At 72.2% G+C, this 16,046-nt stretch carries 11 protein-coding genes; 5 read left to right on the top strand and 6 right to left on the bottom strand.

Annotated features, from left to right (window positions below; genetic code table 11):
- Window positions 1–72: 72 nt before the first annotated feature.
- From WMF42_RS21485 to WMF42_RS21495, 3 genes are all read right to left on the bottom strand, one after another.
- Window positions 73–1,428 carry a DNRLRE domain-containing protein gene (locus WMF42_RS21485; protein ID WP_437693949.1) on the bottom strand — a complete coding sequence of 452 codons (1,356 nt, stop codon included), beginning with the start codon at window positions 1,426–1,428 and terminating at the stop codon, window positions 73–75.
- Between the two features lie 343 nt (window positions 1,429–1,771).
- Window positions 1,772–3,595 carry a radical SAM protein gene (locus WMF42_RS21490; protein ID WP_437693951.1) on the bottom strand — a complete coding sequence of 608 codons (1,824 nt, stop codon included), beginning with the start codon at window positions 3,593–3,595 and terminating at the stop codon, window positions 1,772–1,774.
- 26 nt (window positions 3,596–3,621) lie between these two features.
- Complete coding sequence (locus WMF42_RS21495) at window positions 3,622–4,905, bottom strand: glycoside hydrolase family 1 protein (protein WP_061612919.1); 1,284 nt, start codon at window positions 4,903–4,905, stop codon at window positions 3,622–3,624.
- Window positions 4,906–5,121: 216 nt separating this feature from the next.
- Here WMF42_RS21495 and WMF42_RS21500 point away from each other — a divergent pair, with 216 nt between their 5' ends.
- Window positions 5,122–5,838 (top strand): tetratricopeptide repeat protein, encoded by a 717-nt coding sequence (locus tag WMF42_RS21500; RefSeq protein WP_437693954.1) that lies wholly within the window; start codon window positions 5,122–5,124, stop codon window positions 5,836–5,838.
- Window positions 5,839–5,882: 44 nt separating this feature from the next.
- Here the strand turns inward: WMF42_RS21500 and WMF42_RS21505 are convergent, their stop codons facing one another.
- Window positions 5,883–7,223: a cytochrome P450 gene (locus tag WMF42_RS21505; protein ID WP_437693956.1), complete on the bottom strand. Its 1,341-nt coding sequence runs from the start codon at window positions 7,221–7,223 to the stop codon at window positions 5,883–5,885.
- Window positions 7,224–7,560: 337 nt separating this feature from the next.
- Here WMF42_RS21505 and WMF42_RS21510 point away from each other — a divergent pair, with 337 nt between their 5' ends.
- From WMF42_RS21510 to WMF42_RS21520, 3 genes are all read left to right on the top strand, one after another.
- Window positions 7,561–8,811 (top strand): zinc-dependent alcohol dehydrogenase, encoded by a 1,251-nt coding sequence (locus tag WMF42_RS21510; protein ID WP_061605419.1) that lies wholly within the window; start codon window positions 7,561–7,563, stop codon window positions 8,809–8,811.
- 218 nt (window positions 8,812–9,029) lie between these two features.
- Entirely contained in the window at window positions 9,030–9,638 is a 609-nt protein-coding gene (locus WMF42_RS21515) for a GNAT family N-acetyltransferase (RefSeq protein WP_081426068.1), read from the top strand.
- Window positions 9,639–9,707: 69 nt separating this feature from the next.
- Window positions 9,708–10,778 carry a cation diffusion facilitator family transporter gene (locus WMF42_RS21520; protein WP_437693958.1) on the top strand — a complete coding sequence of 357 codons (1,071 nt, stop codon included), beginning with the start codon at window positions 9,708–9,710 and terminating at the stop codon, window positions 10,776–10,778.
- Between the two features lie 29 nt (window positions 10,779–10,807).
- On the opposite strand, the gene WMF42_RS21525 is transcribed toward WMF42_RS21520, so the two are convergent.
- Together WMF42_RS21525 and WMF42_RS21530 are read right to left on the bottom strand one after the other, a co-directional pair.
- Window positions 10,808–12,271 (bottom strand): DUF4082 domain-containing protein, encoded by a 1,464-nt coding sequence (locus WMF42_RS21525; protein ID WP_061607305.1) that lies wholly within the window; start codon window positions 12,269–12,271, stop codon window positions 10,808–10,810.
- A 517-nt stretch (window positions 12,272–12,788) separates the two neighbouring features.
- Entirely contained in the window at window positions 12,789–14,675 is a 1,887-nt protein-coding gene (locus tag WMF42_RS21530) for a phosphoenolpyruvate carboxykinase (GTP) (protein ID WP_061607321.1), read from the bottom strand.
- Between the two features lie 568 nt (window positions 14,676–15,243).
- On the opposite strand from WMF42_RS21530, the gene WMF42_RS21535 reads away from it, so the two are divergent.
- Entirely contained in the window at window positions 15,244–16,038 is a 795-nt protein-coding gene (locus tag WMF42_RS21535; protein WP_199693594.1) for an SAM-dependent methyltransferase, read from the top strand.
- The last annotated feature ends 8 nt before the right edge of the window (window positions 16,039–16,046 follow it).

Consider the following 16,046-nt stretch of genomic DNA (forward strand, 5'->3'; position numbering starts at 1 on the left):
GGGCGGGTAGCATGCCCCGAAGCCCACCGGAACCCCGGCTGCGCGTGCCCCGCGCCTGCTCGGCGGGCTCAGCTAGTTCGCGCAGACGACGCCTGTGACGCCGCGGACCTCGCAGCTGTTGCCCCAGTTCCAGTCGATGTTCCCCTGGGAGATGAACAGGTGGCAGTTGTCGAACTCGGTGCACGGCGCGTCCGGGCCGTACGACACGAGCTGGGAGTAGCCGTTGACCTCACACGCCCAGAGCGCGCAGGTGGCCGCGTCGCCGCAGCCGTTCCAGCCTTCGCAGTTGCCGTGGTGACCGTAGGCCTCCCCCGGCGCGGTGATCGGCACGCCGCCCGGGCACGCGGCGCAGGGGCCGCCGCAGTCGACGAGCTCTTCCCCCTGGTTCTGCACGCCATCGTCGCAGGTCGGGTCCGGCGGGGGCTCCGCCCCGCCGCAGACGATGTCGGTGACGCCGCGGACCTCGCACCAGTTGCCCCAGTTCCACTCGATGTCCCCCTGGGCGTAGAACAGGTTGCAATTGTCGAACTCGGTGCACGGCGCGTCCGCGCCGTACGACACGAGCGAGGGGTAGCCGTTGATCTCACACGCCCAGAGCGCGCAGGTGGCCGCGTCGCCGCAGCCGTTCCAGCCTTCGCACGCGCCGTGGTGCCCGTAGGCCTGCCCTGGCGCGGTGATCCTCACGCCCGCCGGGGGACATGCATCGCAGGGGCCGCCGCAGTCGACGCCGGACTCGCCCTGGTTCTGGACGCCGTCGTCGCAGGTCGGCGCCGTGTAACAGACGCTCAGCATCGGCCGCCTCGCCGCGTTCGCCTCCTCGCTGCTCTTGAACTCCGTCTTCAGGACCAGATCCTCCTCGAGCGCGATGCCATGGTTGTCCCCTGCGTCGGACCAGCCCTGGACGAGCGCCGTCAGATCCGAAGTGACGAAGCCGGCGAGCTGGCTGGGCGCCGCGATCGTGCTCGCGACGGCCGCGTCATGGCTGCTGGCCGAGCTCGCCCATGTCGCCGTCGACTCCGACCAGGGCTCGTTCACCCGGTGCACGCGCACCGTGCTCTCGCCGTTCCTCCAGATCTGGTAGAGCTTCAACGTGGCCGAGTCGATGACCGAGCCCGCGGGGATGAAGCCGAGATCGAACTTGAGGAGCGAGCGCTTCTCGCTGCCGCTCGACAGGCCGCTGTACAGCACCAGGCTATCGCCGCTCGCGTGGGTCGGCGCCGCCGCGTCGAGGAACGTGTCCTCGACAGCGCCGCCGGGCAGGCCGCGCTGGACGTCCACGCACACCGACAGCGCTTGCGTCGCCCGACCGACGCGCTCGCCGCTCTCACCGCTGAAATCCCCTGTTTGACCGACAGGGCCCGCATCGCACGCGGCGAGGCTCAGCGTCGAAATGGCCCCGAGGATTGTAATCTTGACAGACTTTTTCATTGCAGCGCTCCTTCGCCCAAAGGCGGATCCGTCCCCTGATGCCGCTGCCTGCCCCCCGACGCGGACCACCCAACAACGTCGCGCGACCTCGACCTTCGAGACTCGCGAACGGAACACAGAGCGGCAATATTGTCGTATCAAGGCCCACAACAAGGTGTCAATGAGCGACTCGGTGCACCGCACGAAGTCGACACGTGGACCCGTGTGCGAACGACGGTATCGCGTCGCGACGGAATCCGTGCTGTGGAAACGCCGATGTAGCGGCCCGACGGATTGAACCGGTGGGTGGCGCGTCGCGCGCGTCGCTCACCCGCGCGCGCCGCTCACCCGCTCCCCCGCGCCGCTACGACGGCACGACGCGGAGCCGCCCGCGCTGCGCGGCCGCCTCGCGGCCACCCGCCTCGGCCGCGCGCGCGGGCCGGGCCGCGGCCGGCGGCCAACCAGCGAAGTCCTCCGGGAGCGGCCCCGGGAGCGCAGGTTGCACCGTCCGCTCGAGGAGCTGGAAGTCGCAGCGCGCGACAAGGTCGAGCGGCAGCCCACGGTCCGGACCGCCCTTCGCGTACCACGCCCGCGCCGCCTGCACGTTGCGAATGAGCACGGCGTGCTGCGGATCGCGCTTCGCCGCCGCCGTGAAGTGATCCTGCATCGCCTGCCAGTCGCGCCGGGCCGCCGCGACGCACGCGAGCGCGTTGTACGCGAGCCCCGGCAGCGGATAGCCGAGCTCCAGCGCGCGCGCGGCGTGGCGCTCCGCGAGATCGAGCTGCCCCGCGTCGAGGTGGGCGACCCCGAGCTCCAGGTGCGCGGCGTGGTGATCGCCGAGCCGCTCGAGGATCGCCCGGCGCTCCTCCACGCCCTCGCGGTAGAGGTCGCGGAGCCCCTTGTTCTTCTCGAACCAGGCGCTCATCAGCGCCGTGTCCTCCTCCGAGGCGTCGAACGGCGTCTTGAGCTCCTGGAAGTCGCCGCGGAAATAGACGTCGCGCTCGAGCCAGCCGGCCGCCTCGGCGTCGTCGAAATCGCGCGTCCCGGGGTAAATCGACAGGCACGAGAAGATGTACTGGTGCGGCCTCGCCGCCTCCAGGAACGCGAGCGTCTCCCGGAACGTCTCCGCCGTCTCGCCGCGGTTGCCCAGCATCATGTAGTAGCGGACCTGGATCCCGTACTTCTTCGCGAGCTCGGTCGACTCGATGATCTTCTTGACCGTGATCTTCTTGTCGATGTTCTTCAGGATCGACGGAGAGCCCGACTCGACGCCGAGGCTCAGGCGCTGGCAGCCGGCGAGGCGCATCTCCCGGATCAGGTCCTCGCCGAGCACGTCGACGCGCGTGTCGCAGCTCCACAGGAACGAGATCTTGCGCTCGCGGATGCCGCGGCAGATCTCGATGACGCGCTTCCTGTTCGTCGTGAAGGTGTCGTCCTTGACCTGGACCATCTTCACAGGGAGCTTGTTCACGGCCGCCTCGAGCGCGTCGAGCACGCGGGGCACCGACTGGCCGCGGAAGCCGCGCCCCCAGGTCGCCTCGGCGCCGCAAAAGGTGCAGGCCCAGGCGCAGCCGCGCGAGGTCATCACGATGTGCGTGGCGAAGTGGTCGTGCGGCGACTCGAGCGCGTCGAGGTCCTCGATCGCGGCCCGGGGCGGGCCGAGCTCGACGCGGCCGTCGACCCGGTAGGCCGTGCCGGCGATGCCGAGCGCGGGCCGGCCGGCCTCGAGGCGGTCGAGGAGCTCCAGGAACGAGTGCTCGCTCTCGCCGAGCGCCACCGTGTCGATCTCGGGGTGGTGGCGCAGCATCTCGGCCGCGAGCGGGGTCGCGTGCGGGCCGCCGACGACGATGTGCGCCGCGGGGTGGAGCCGCCGGATGCAGCGCGCGGTGAGCGCCACGCCGCGCCGGTTGGCGGTCCAGCACGACAGGCCGAAGACGTCGGCGTCGAGCTCGCGCACGATCCGCTCGACCTGCGAGAACGGGTACGACGAGAGGTTCAGCACCTTCACCTGGTGGCCCGCCCGGATCGCCTGCGCGCCCAGCGAGAAGAGCCCGTAGGGGGTCTGGTGGAAGTCCGGGTCGAGGTCGCCCTCGCGGTAATCCGCCGGCGGGCCGTCGCCGCTCGTGTCGGGCGCCTCCCCGGGCGCGGGGATCTTCCAGGGCGGTGGGTAAAGCAGCGCGATGCGCATGGGTCGTGCCTCTCGGGTGCTGTCCGTCACGCGGGCGCGGCGCCGCCCTCCATCAACGCGCCGCCCACGCCGCCGGCGTCGATGCGGCGCGCGCGCGCGATCCGCGCGTAGAGCTCGGCGCTCGGCCGCGGGCTTCGCTCCTGGGTCACGTGGTCGACCTCGACGAGCCCGAAGCGCGGGGCGTACCCCTCGGCCCACTCGAAGCTGTCGAGCAGCGACCAGTGCATGTACCCGCGCACGTCGACGCCGCGCTCGATCGCCCGCGCGACCTCGGCGAGGTGCCGCACGAGGAACCGCGGGCGCTGGTCGTCGTCGGCGTCGGCGATGCCGTTCTCGGTGATGTACATCGGGACGCGCGCGCGGGGCCACCAGGCGTCGAGCACGTGACCGAGCCCCTCCGGGTAGATCTCCCAGCCGAGATCGCTGACCTCGGAGCCCTCGGGGACGAGGCGCCGGAGGAACCCGGCGCGCGCGTGCGCGGCCGAGAAGCGGACCAGATCGCGGCTGTAGTAGTTCACCCCGAAGAAGTCGTGCAGGCCGCTGTCGCACACGGCGCGCGCGAACGCGTCGTTGAACAGCCGCTCGAAGAGCGCCGCCCACATGCGGTCGGCGAGGCGCCCGAACCGCTCCGGCTCGATGACGCGCAGGTGGTGCGCGACGCCGACCTCGATGGAGTGGCCGCGGCGGCCCGCGGCCTCGTGCATGGCGCGGTACATGGCGGCGTGGGCGCGGAAGAGGTTCTGGTGGGCGCGCACAGCCTCGACAGGCGAGCTCCGCGCCGGCGGCCAGACGCCGAGCAGGTGCGCCTGGAGGGCGAGCATGTTGGGCTCGTTGATGGTGACCCAGAGCTGGCAGAGATCGCCGAGCGCCTCGACGGCGCGCTCGGCGAAGCGCGAGAGGAGCGCCGGCAGCTCCTGCGAGAGGAGCCCGCCGCGCAGCGCGACCCAGCGCGGCAGGGTGAAGTGGTGCACGGTGACCATCGGGGTGATCCCCGCCTCGCGGTGCGCCCCGAGGACGTCGCGGTAGTGGTCCCACGCGGCCGGATCGAACTCGCCCGGCTCCCGCTCGACCCGCGCCCACTCGATGGAGAGCCGGTGGGCCCCCATGCAGAGCCGCGCCTGGAGCGCGACGTCCTCGCGGAAGCGGTGGAGCTGGTCGCACGCGGCGTCCGGCGTGTCCCCGCCACGGACGCGCCCCGGCTCGCGCGCGAACGCGGCCCAGTCGCTCTGCGCACAGTGCCCCTCGACCTGCGTGGCCGAGCCGGCAGTGCCGAACAGGAACGCGTCCGGGAAGCGCAGGTCGTCACCCATGACCCGGCATCCTACGCGAACTCGCGCCGGGCGGCTGCCTTCCGGGCAGGCGCGCGGCGCGCGAAGTTGAGCAGCGCGCTGCGGCGTGGCGGGGACCACGCGGCGGCGCGGCGGCGCGGCGGCGCGCGCCGCGCGGGCCCACGATTGCCCGGTCGGTCGGCCGCCGGTACGATCGGGGCGGTGTGCGCAGGGCGGTGCGGCGGAGCGGCGAGCGCGGTGCGGCGAGCGCGCGCCCTCGCCGTCGCGCTCACCGCGGCGCTGCTGCACGGGGCCGGGCCGGCCCGCGCGTCGGAGGCCGCCGCCGGGGCGACGGCGCAGGCGGTCGGCTGGGCGACGGCGCAGGCGGCCGAGCTGACGCGCCAGGCCGGGGCGCGCGCCGCCGCCGGGGAGGCCGACGTGGCGCTGACGCGGTACCTCGAGGCGGTCCGCTTCGACGCCACGTACGGCCCGGCGTACCTCGGGCTCGGCGCGCTGTACGAGCGGGCGGGCGATCTGCGCGAGGCGGAGCGCACGTACACCGTGGGGCTGGACCACGTGCGCGGCTTCGTCGAGGGCCACCGCGCCCGGGCGGCGCTCCGGGCGCGCGAGGGGCGGCGCGGCGAGGCGATCGCCGACCTGGAGGCGGCCGTGGCGCTCCGGGGCGACGACGCCGGGCTGCTGCAGGAGCTCGCGGCCGCGTACGTCGCTGCCGGCGCGCTGCCGGCGGCCCTCGGCGTGGCGCGGCGGCTCACGGCGCTCGCCGCGCAGGCCGGCGATTCCGCGCTGGCGGGCTCCGCGAGGACGCAGGCGCGCGCCCTGTCGGTGCTGGTCGGCGAGGCCGACCCGGTGCGGGCGGGCGGCCGCGATCGCGGCCCGGTCCGGGGCGCGCTCGCGGCGCACGCGGCGGCGCCGGCGCGGGGGCAGACAGGGAGTCTGCGGCGCGAAGGGCGGTGATCGGATCCGCCCGAGACACCGCATCTCCGGCCGGGTCGGACCGCTCAACAGCGTGGTTGTCTGTTCGCTGCCAGCCGCTCCTCGACGATCATGCGCACGCCGTGCGCAGGCCCGGCGTTGGCGGCGCGCACCTTCCCCGGGTCGGGTCGCAGGGACGCGAGGCGCAGCCTGTAACGCCGCAGGATCGTGCCGAGCAAGAGCCGCATCTCGTAGGCGGCCATGGTCGCGCCGAGGCAGCGCCGCGCCCCGCCGCCGAAGGGCACGAACTCGAACGGCGTGAACTTGCGCTCGAGGAAGCGCTCGGGATGGAAGCGCAGCGGCTCGGGATAGACGTCCTCGCGGAAGTGCGCGACCCCGATCGCCACGCTCACCCCCACGCCGGCCGGCAGGGCGTAGCCCATGAGCTCCAGCGGGCGCAGCAGCATGCGCGGGCCGGGCGCCGGCGCGAGCGGGTAGCGGCGCAGGGTCTCCTGGCAGACGGCCTCGAGGTACGGCTGCCTGTCCAGCGCCTCCACCTCCGGGTCGCGCCCCAGCACCGAGAGCTCGGCGCGCAGCCGCTCCAGCGCCGCGGCGTTCTCGGGCCGGTGCAGCGCGTAGAAGGCCCACGCGACGGAGATGGCCGTGGTCTCGTGCCCGGCGAACACGAGCAAGATCAGCTGGTCCCGGATCTCCTCGTCGCTCATGGGCCGGCCGTCCTCGTCGCGCGCCTCGACCAGGAGGCTCAGGATGTCCTCGCGCGGGCCGGCCGCGCGCGCCGCCGCGATCAGCGCGTCGAGCCGGTCGTGCACGAGGCGCTGCCGCCGCAGGAACGCGGCGAACGGGCCGACCCCGCCGAGCTCGCGCCGCAGCGACGGGAAGAGCGCGATGAGCGGCGAGATCCCGTCGAGGAGATCCAGGAGCAGCGCGGCCAGCTCGGCCATGCGCCCCGGCTCGCTCACGCCGAAGACGGCTTGCAAGATCACGTCGAGCGAGATCCGCTGCGCGACCTCGTACACCGTCACAGGCTGTCCCGGCCTCCAGTCCGCCGTGTGCTGCTCGGCCAGGCGGCACATCGCCTCCCCGTAGGCGCGCATGCGCGCCCCGTGGAACGGCGGCATCATGAGCCTGCGCAGCCGGCGGTGCTCGGGGCCCTTTTGCAGGAGCAGCGAGCTCTGCCCCAGGAACACGGACAGGTCCGCCGACAGCGGGGCGAACGTGTCGGGATCCGCCGTGTAGATGGCCTTGATGCCGGCGGGATCGCCGGTGCACACCAGCGGGGGCTTGCCGGGAAACGAGAAGGGATCGCCGTACCTGCGCGCGAACGGCACCATGCAGCCGATGGGATCCCGCAGGTACCGGATCAGGCTCAAGAGCTTGCTGCTCGGCCCCGGCGGCAGGGTGGACATGCGCCGAGGCTATCAGCCGAGCGTGCCAGCACATCCACCGAAGAAGCGCCAGCTGGCCACAGCCGAGACAAATTGCCACGAACGCTTCACCCGGAGGAGCAGCTCACGCCACCAGACTCGGCAACTCGCCGCTGCCGCGCCCACCCCCTCGCTCCATCGCTCTGGCACAGCGATGGCTCTTCTGTCCGCGCCTGACCGCGCTCCGCGCGCGCTGGCACGGGATCGGCACAGAAAGTGGCGTTCGGAGGCACGACCTCTGTCATCGCGCCGCGCGCCGCGCCCCCGGGCAGGCAGCCCGGCGCGCCGGTAGAACCCTGAAGGGAGAAAGCGAGCACTCATGAAGGCGGTAGTCTTTCACGACATCGGCGACATCCGGATGGACGACATCAAGGAGCCGAAGATCAAGGAGCCGACCGACGTGATCCTCCGGATCACGGCGAGCGCCATCTGCGGGACCGATCTCCACTTCATCCGCGGCACGATGCCGGGGATGGTCCCGGGCACCGTGCTCGGCCACGAGGCTGTCGGCGTCGTCGAGGAGCTCGGCGCCGACGTCAGGAACCTGACCCAGGGCGACAGGGTCGTCGTGCCGTCGACGATCGCGTGCGGCTACTGCTCTTACTGTCGCGCGGCGTACTACGCGCAATGCGACAACGCGAACCCGAACGGCAAGCACGCGGGCACGGCGTTCTTCGGCGGACCCAAGATGTCAGGGCCGTTCGACGGGCTCCAGGCGGAGTTCGCGCGCATCCCCTTCGCCAACGTCGGCCTCGTCAAGCTGCCAAACGGCGTCAGCGACGACCAGGCCATCCTGCTCTCCGACATCTTCCCGACAGCGTACTTCGGCGCCGAGCTCGCCGAGATCAAGCCCGGTGACACCGTCGCGATCTTCGGCTGCGGCCCCGTCGGCCTGTTCACGATCGCGAGCGCCAAGCTCATGGGCGCGGGGCGCATCATCGCGATCGATCAGGTCCCCGACCGCCTCGAGATGGCGCGCGCGCAGGGCGCCGAGACGATCGACTTCTCCGCCGAGGACCCGCTCGTGGCGATCATGCGCCTCACCGGCGGCATCGGCGTGGACCGGGCGATCGACGCCGTGGGCGTCGACGCCGAGCGGCCGCACGACGGCCCCGCCCACAAGGAGGCGAAGCAGCAGGCCAAGGCGTTCGACCTGGAGGTCAAGCAGATCTCCCCGGACGCGCGGACCAAGGGCGACACCTTCCGCGCCGGCGACGGCCCGTCGCAGGTGCTGCAGTGGGCCGTCCGGTGCGTGGCCAAGGCGGGGACGATCTCGGTGATCGGGGTCTATCCGCAGACGTCGCGCACGTTCCCCATCGGCGAGGCGATGAACAAGAACCTCACCCTCCAGATGGGCAACTGCAACCACAGGAAGTACATCCCGAAGCTCGTCGACCTCGTGCAGACCGGCCAGGTCGATCCCACAACGATCATCACGAAGCAGGCGCCGCTCGAGTCCGCGATCGACGCCTACAAGGCCTTCGATCGGCGCGAGGCCGGGTGGGTCAAGGTCGAGCTCCGCCCGTCGGCGGCGGGCACCCCCGCGCACCTGAACCGCGCCGTGGCGTAGCCGCCGCGCGACAGGGGCGGCCGCGGAGGCGGCGCAGGTTCCTCGAGGCGGCGCCGGCCCACGCGCGCCTGCCCGGTCTGTCGAGGACAGGGCTCGGGTGAGCCGGCGGGCGCCGGCGCGTCCGTCGGCGCCATCGCGAGGAGGGGAACGTCCCAGCGCGAAAGGGGAATTTCCCGCTCGAACAGGGCGCGCGGTGGCCGTTAGCCTCGGAGCCCACCATGCGCTTGGAACCGCGTCGAGCCCCGCTCCGGGGCGGCCGTCACTGCATCCTCCGGGAAATCGCGCGCGAGGACGCCGCCGCTCAGCTCGAGCTCGAGCGGGCGATCGTGCGCGCGCGGCACGGCATCGTGAAGCACGAGGACGAGCTGCCGGCGGACGCAGCGGCCTACGCCGAGCAGCGGGATCGCGCGGGGCTCACGGCGACGGACGGCTCGGCGCTGTGCCTGGCCGCCGAGCTGGAGGGGGTCGGCCTCGCCGGCGAGGTGACGCTGCTGCGGCTCAGGCCGAGGATGGTGCACCACGTGGGCATCCTCGGGCTCGGCGTGCACCCGGAGGCGCAGGGGCTCGGGGTCGGCCGGGCGCTGCTGGAGCGGATGCTCGAGTGGGCGCGCGCGCACCGCGACGCGGACGGGGGGCGCGTGCTGCGGGTGGAGCTCTACGTGCGGGCCGACAACGGCCGGGCGATCGCGCTCTACCTTTCGGTCGGGTTCGCGCACGAGGGGACGCGCCGCGGCTTCGTGCGCGCCGACGACGGGACGTTCGTGGACGACCTGATCATGGGGCTCTCGCTCGCGCCTGTCGACGATGCGCCTGCCTTCCGGCGGTGAGGCGCGCCGCCGGGTCGAGGCGCGCGGGGGGCATGACGAGCGCGGGCGCCGCGGGGTAGCCTGCCCGCGATGAGCGGACGGTCTCCCGCTGCGCGCGCCGCCGACCCCGGCGCCCTCCCCGACCCCGGCGCCCTCCCCGACGCGGCCGCGCGCCTCGATCCGGGCGCGGAGGCCGGCCCGGCCGGCAGCGGCGGCCCCGCCGCCGGCAGCGGCGGCCCCGCCGCCGGCAGCGGCCCTGGCGGCCGCCTCGACCCCGCCGCCCGCGCCCGCGCCGCGCTGCGCGCCGGCCGCATCGCGGCCGCGACCGCCGGCGGCCTCGCCCTCGGCAAGCTCGTCGCCGGCCAGCTCGGCCACTCCATGGCCGTCACCGCGAGCGCCGTCGACTCGCTCACCGACCTCTTCGCCTCGTCGGCGAACGCCCTCGCCATCCAGCTCGCCCACGCCGCGCCCGATCGCTCGCACCCGTTCGGCCACGCGAAGATCGAGACGCTCGCGACCGCCGGCCAGGGCCTGCTCATCGGCGGCTCGGGCGTCTACCTGCTCGTCGAGGGGGTCCGGCGGCTGCTCTCGCCCGAGCCGCTCCGCCTCGCCGCGGTCACGCTCGGCGCCATGGCCGCCGCCGCGCTTGTCACCGCGGCGCTCGTGGCGTACCTCGGCCGCGTCGCCGCGCGCACCGGCTCGAGCGCCATCCAGGCCGACGCCGTCCACTACCGCACCGACATCGCGGCGAACCTCGCGATCTTCCTCGGCGTCGCGGTCACGCACGCGACCGGCTTCACCCGCGTCGACGGCGTCCTGTCGATCGCTGTCGCCCTCTACATCCTCACCTCGGCGGGGGCCCTCCTCCGCCTCGGCGTGCGCGACCTCATCGACACGAGCGCCCCCGAGGAGCGCGTCCGCGCCATCGAGGCCGCGCTCGACGCCCTGCGCGCGGCAGGCGAGATCCTCGGCCACCACGCGCTGCGCACGCGGGTCGCCGGACACACGCTGTTCGTGGACGTGCACATCGAGCTGCCGGGCGACATCCCCCTCGCCCGCGCGCACGCGAGGAGCGACCGCGCGCGCGACGCGATCCTCGCCGTCGAGCCCGACGCCGAGGTGCTCGTGCACATCGACGTCGAGCGCGACGAGCCGGCGTGACGGCGGCGCCGCCGCGCGCGACAGAGGGCCTACCCGTCGCAGGTGATCACGGCGTCGACCTCGAGATCGGTCGGGTCATACGTCGTCGCCGCGTCCGGGCTCACGTGATAGCGCGTGTCGGGCTGGACGGCGAAGTCGACGTACGGCCGGAAGCCGCAGTTGCCCGCGCTGCAGCCGGCGTCGTCGATGGCCGCCTTCATCAGCGCGTCCGTCATCGCCCCGTTCCACCCCGAGCTGTACGTGACGGTGCGGATGTTGTGACGGGTGGAGCTGGGCGCGTCGCGGTAGTAGTACTTGATCGTCGCCGGCGTCACGGTGGCGTCCCACTCGACCTCCCACACGTGGAATCCGGTGCTGGACCCGGCGTACGGACCGAAGACGTTCCCGTTCGTGTGCAGGCTGTTCGTCCCGTCGTAGATCCACGTGGTCTGCGCCATCAGGTCGTCGTCCGAGTGGACCCCCTTGGTGAGCGGGTCCCACCATTTTTCCACCAGGTCGAGCTCCCCGTACGTGTTGGTCTGCCAGCTATGGGTGTTCCTGGCCCAGAGCGCCGGGAAGTAGCCCTGGACCGGAGAGGGCATCCTGGCGCGGAAGATCATCATCCCCTTGCCGGCCGCGTAGCCTCGCTTCCCCATGATCAGGCCGCCGGAGTAGTAGTTGGTCCCCCCGGCGCACTGCCCCGGGTTCTCGGGAGAGAGGGTCGGATACGGGTCGCTGCAGTGGCGCTTCGACGCGATCTTCAGGGTGCCGCCCGAGGCCGAGACGTTGGCGGCCAGCATGTGCGTGAGCCGGATGTACTCGGCGTCAGCATTGGTGTTCTGGTTCGCGATCGTCCACTTCGTCGTGTCCACGCTGGTGCCGTCGAAGTCGTCCCGGAAGACCTCGGTGTACCCTGGCGGGCAGCTGATCGTGTCGATCGGGGTGGTGGTGCTCGCCGCCACGGCCGTGAACGAGAGCAGGCCCGCGGAGAAGCTGCCCCCCGGCGTGCCATAGGGGTTCGGCAGGGTGCCCTGCCCCGCCTTCCAGTAGGACGTGGCGGCGCCGCCGGCCCTGCGCGTCTTCACGGGGTTGCCGCCTGACGGCGCGAGCACCGTCACGTAGTACGTGGTGCCGCTGGTGACGCTCGGGCCGCCCGAGACGGCGCACTCGTTCCAGCCGCCGTTCGTGACGCCGGTGACGTTGCACGAGGCGACGAGCGCCCCCGGCGCGGAGCCCGACCGCGCGTACAGCCCGAGGCGGAGTGTCGTCGCCGTGTTGGTCGCGTCGACGTAGACCTTGAGCTTGGCGACCGCCCCGGACGCGACGGCGGCGATCGGGTGGGCGTCCACCGTGCCGGCGTTCAGCGACACGGTGGTGCCGGCGACGGTCGCGGTGCCGACGAGGAGCGTCTCCCCCGCGTCCACGCCCGTGACGCCCTGCTGGTCTTGATCGAAGCTGCCATCGGCTTCCCATGCCGCGATATCGTCCTCCTGCGCGACACACGCAACAGACATCGTTGCGAGCAACAGAGGTGCTATCCAGTACTTATTTCCAGTGTAAGCAATCATCGTCTCGCCTCTCGCTCTGTTGTCCCGGGTTCCTCTGGCGACCGGCGCGGACCGACGCAAACAAGCGTAAATTAACGCAAACCAACGTAAATTAACGCAAACAGAGGTGAAGAGGGCTGCGGCGCCGCGCGCTCCGACCACGGAGAGCTGCTCTGTCCGGGGACCAACTCAGCCCATGATGACTCGAAGCGACAGCGATGCACGGCTTCTGTCCAGGCCCGCAAAAAAATGGACCGCAGCAGCCTTGGAATCGTGCAGCAACCGCGGCGGAGCCGCCCAGCGGCCGAGTCGTGCGGCGAGTTGAACAGCGCTCTTGAAATGATTCAGAGAGCGCTCCGATGAAAGGAACTGAACCACCCTGGCGCAGGAGATGCGCGCTGGAAGGAGGCTCGCGTGGAGGGAAGTCGTGGAGGAGCCCCCCGCGCCGCCTCGCGGGCGCGGGGGCTCGCGCGCGGGAGCGCCGCTACGCTGCGGGCTCCCCGGCGTCGTCGTGCTCGTCGTGCTCGTCGAGGTAGCGCTCGGGCGCGAGCTCCCACCGCTCCGGAGAGCGCCAGAGCTGCGACAGGAGCAGCTCGCGCATCAGCAAGAACTCCTTGGGCAGCCGGTCGTAGAGCCGCTCGAAGAGCTCGCCGTGCGACCCGAACTCGACCTTCCACGCCTCGCGATCGACGGCCATGAGCTGATAGAACTGCTCCTTCGAGAAGCGCTCCATCCCGCGCCACTCGAGGTCCTCGTAGCGCGGCATCCAGCCGAGCGGGCTCTCCTCGGCGAAGCCGCGGCCGTGCACGCGATCGACGATCCACTTGAGCACACGCATGTTCTCGCCGAACCCGGGCCAGAGGAAGTTGCCCTGGTCGTCCTTGCGGAACCAGTTCACCGAGAAGATGCGGGGCGGATTGACGATCTGGCGCCCCATCTGCAGCCAGTGGTTGAAGTAATCGCCCATGTGGTAGCCGCAGAAGGGCAGCATCGCCATCGGGTCGCGGCGGACCTGGCCGATGGTGCCGGCGGCCGCGGCCGTCATCTCCGAGCCGATCGTCGCCGCCATGTAGACGCCGAAGCTCCAGTTGAACGCCTGGTACACGAGCGGCACCGTCGTCGCCCGCCGCCCGCCGAAGATGATCGCGCTGACGGGCACGCCGTTCGGGTCGTCCCAGCGCGGGTCGATCGACGGACACTGCGACGCGGACGTCGTGAAGCGCGCGTTCGGGTGCGCCGCCTTGCGCCCGCAGTCCGGCGTCCAGGGCTTGCCCTGCCAGTCGATGAGCTCCGGCGGCGGCTCGTCGGTCATCCCCTCCCACCAGACGTCGCCGTCCGGCGTGAGCCCCACGTTCGTGAAGATCGTGTTCTTCCGGATGGTCGCCATCGCGTTCGCGTTCGACTTCTCCGACGTCCCCGGCGCCACGCCGAAATAGCCCGCCTCCGGGTTGATCGCGTAGAGCTGGCCGTCCCGCCCCGGCTTCATCCAGGCGATGTCGTCGCCCACCGTCGTGACCTTCCACCCCGCGAACGCCTTCGGCGGGATGAGCATGGCGAAGTTCGTCTTGCCGCACGCGCTCGGGAACGCCGCGGCGACATACGTCTTCTCGCCCTTCGGCGACTCGACGCCCAGGATCAGCATGTGCTCGGCCAGCCACCCCTGCTCGCGCCCGAGCACCGAGGCGATGCGCAGCGCGAAGCACTTCTTGCCGAGCAGCGCGTTGCCGCCATAGCCGCTCCCGAACGACCAGATCAGCCGCTCTCCCGGGAAGTGGACGATGTACTTGTGCTCCGCGTTACACGGCCACGGCACGTCGCTCTGGCCCTGGGCGAGGGGCATTCCCACCGAGTGCAGGCACGGGACGAAATCGCCGTCTCCGAGCGCCTCGAGCACCTTGCGCCCCATGCGCGTCATGATGCGCATGCTCGCCGCGACGTACGGCGAGTCGCTGAGCTCCACGCCGATGTGCGAATAGGGAGAGCCGACCGGGCCCATGCTGAACGGGATGACGTAGAGCGTCCGGCCCCGCATCGACCCGGCGAAGAGCCGGCGCAGCGTCGCCTTCATCTCCTGCGGCTCGGCCCAGTTGTTCGTGGGGCCGGCGTCCTGCTTGCGCCGGCTGCAGATGAACGTGCGATCCTCGACGCGGGCGACGTCGCTCGGGTCGGAGCGGGCGAGGTAGCTGTCCGGGCGCTTCTCGGGGTTCAGGCGGATCAGCGTGCCCGCCTTGACCATCTGCTCGCAGAGCGCGTCGTACTCCTCCTTCGAGCCGTCGCACACGTGCACGTTGTCCGGCTGGCACAGCGCGACGACCTCCGCGATCCACTGCCGGAGCTTCTCGTTGGCGATCGCCGTTCGCAGACCGGGGATCGAGACCGGCGGGGGCGGCTCCGAATGGACCGAGTTCTGGCTGCTATGGCTGGCTGCTACGGACACTGGCGTACCCTCCTCGCTTTCTGGATCAAGCGCGCTAGCAAGGCGCAGGCCCTGCCCGCCCTCGCGGTAATTCTGGCCGAAATGCGCCCGGTTGGCTGCATCGATTCTCCCTGAGCCCGGCCGCCGCGCCGTGGTCGCGCGCACCAGGTGCGCCCCGGAGCAATCCGTGCGCCGACGGGGCGCCCGCGTGACGGGCCGGTGATGCGCCCGCGTCCGCGCGATGCGGGGCCGACGTCGCGGCCGTCCCGCGTGGACGATGCGGATCGCGGGGCAGGCAAGTTCGGCGTGAGCGCGCGCGAGGACAGCGGCGCGCGCAGGCCGGGCCGAGCGCGCCGGCGGCGCTGGCGGGTCAACGCACGTTCGATTGATCCGGGGCCGACGTCACGTTAAGAGGGACATGAAGCCATGGGGGCCGGGGAACGGCGATGGATCGCCCCTGCGGCCGACGCGTGGACGCCGGCACGGGGCAGAGCGCATGTCAACCGATGGATCTCTCGTCGTCGTGGGAATCGGCATCCAGTGGGCCGGCCAGACGACCCTCGCGGCCCAGCGCGCGATCCAGCAGGCGGATCGCGTGCTCTTCGCGGTGGCGGACGCGTGGGCCGCGCGCTGGGTGCGCAGCCTGAACCCGGCGGCCGAGTCGCTGCCCTACGGGAAGGGCAAGACGCCGCGGCGGTCGATCTACGCGGAGATGGTCGAGCGCATCCTCGCCGAGGTGCGCAAAGGGCTCAAGGTCTGCGCTGTGTTCTACGGGCACCCGGGCGTGCTCGCGAGCCCGGCGCACGCGGCGGTCCGGCAGGCGCGCGACGAGGGGTTCTCGGCCCGGATGCTGCCCGGCGTCTCGTCCATCGACTGCCTCTTCGCCGATCTCGGGGTGGATCCTGGCCGGGACGGGCTCCAGATCTTCGAGGCGACCGATTTCCTCATCCGGGGGCGGGCGGTCGACGCCCGCACGCCGCTCGTGCTGTGCCAGATCGGCGGGGTCGGCTGCGCCGGCGTTTTCGATCCGTCGGACGCCGCGCGCATCCGCCGCGGGCTCGAGGCCCTCGGCGAGCGCCTGCGCCAGAGCTACCCCGCCGCCCACGAGGTGGTGATCTACGAGGCGGCCGCGCACCCGCTGGCCTCACCTCGCCTGGACCGGGTGGCGCTCTCGGCGCTCTCGGCGGCTCCGGTGGACGACGTCTCGACGCTGTACGTGCCGCCGGCCGCGCGGGCGGCCGTCGACCCGGAGGTGCTGGAGCGCATCGGCTGGGACGGCGGCGCCGGAGGCGGGGTGGATTCACCGGTTGTGCACTGACGAGGCGG

The organism is Sorangium sp. So ce176 (assembly GCF_051519835.1).
In the GTDB taxonomy this organism is placed as follows: Bacteria; Myxococcota_A; Polyangia; order Polyangiales; family Polyangiaceae; genus Sorangium; species Sorangium cellulosum_G.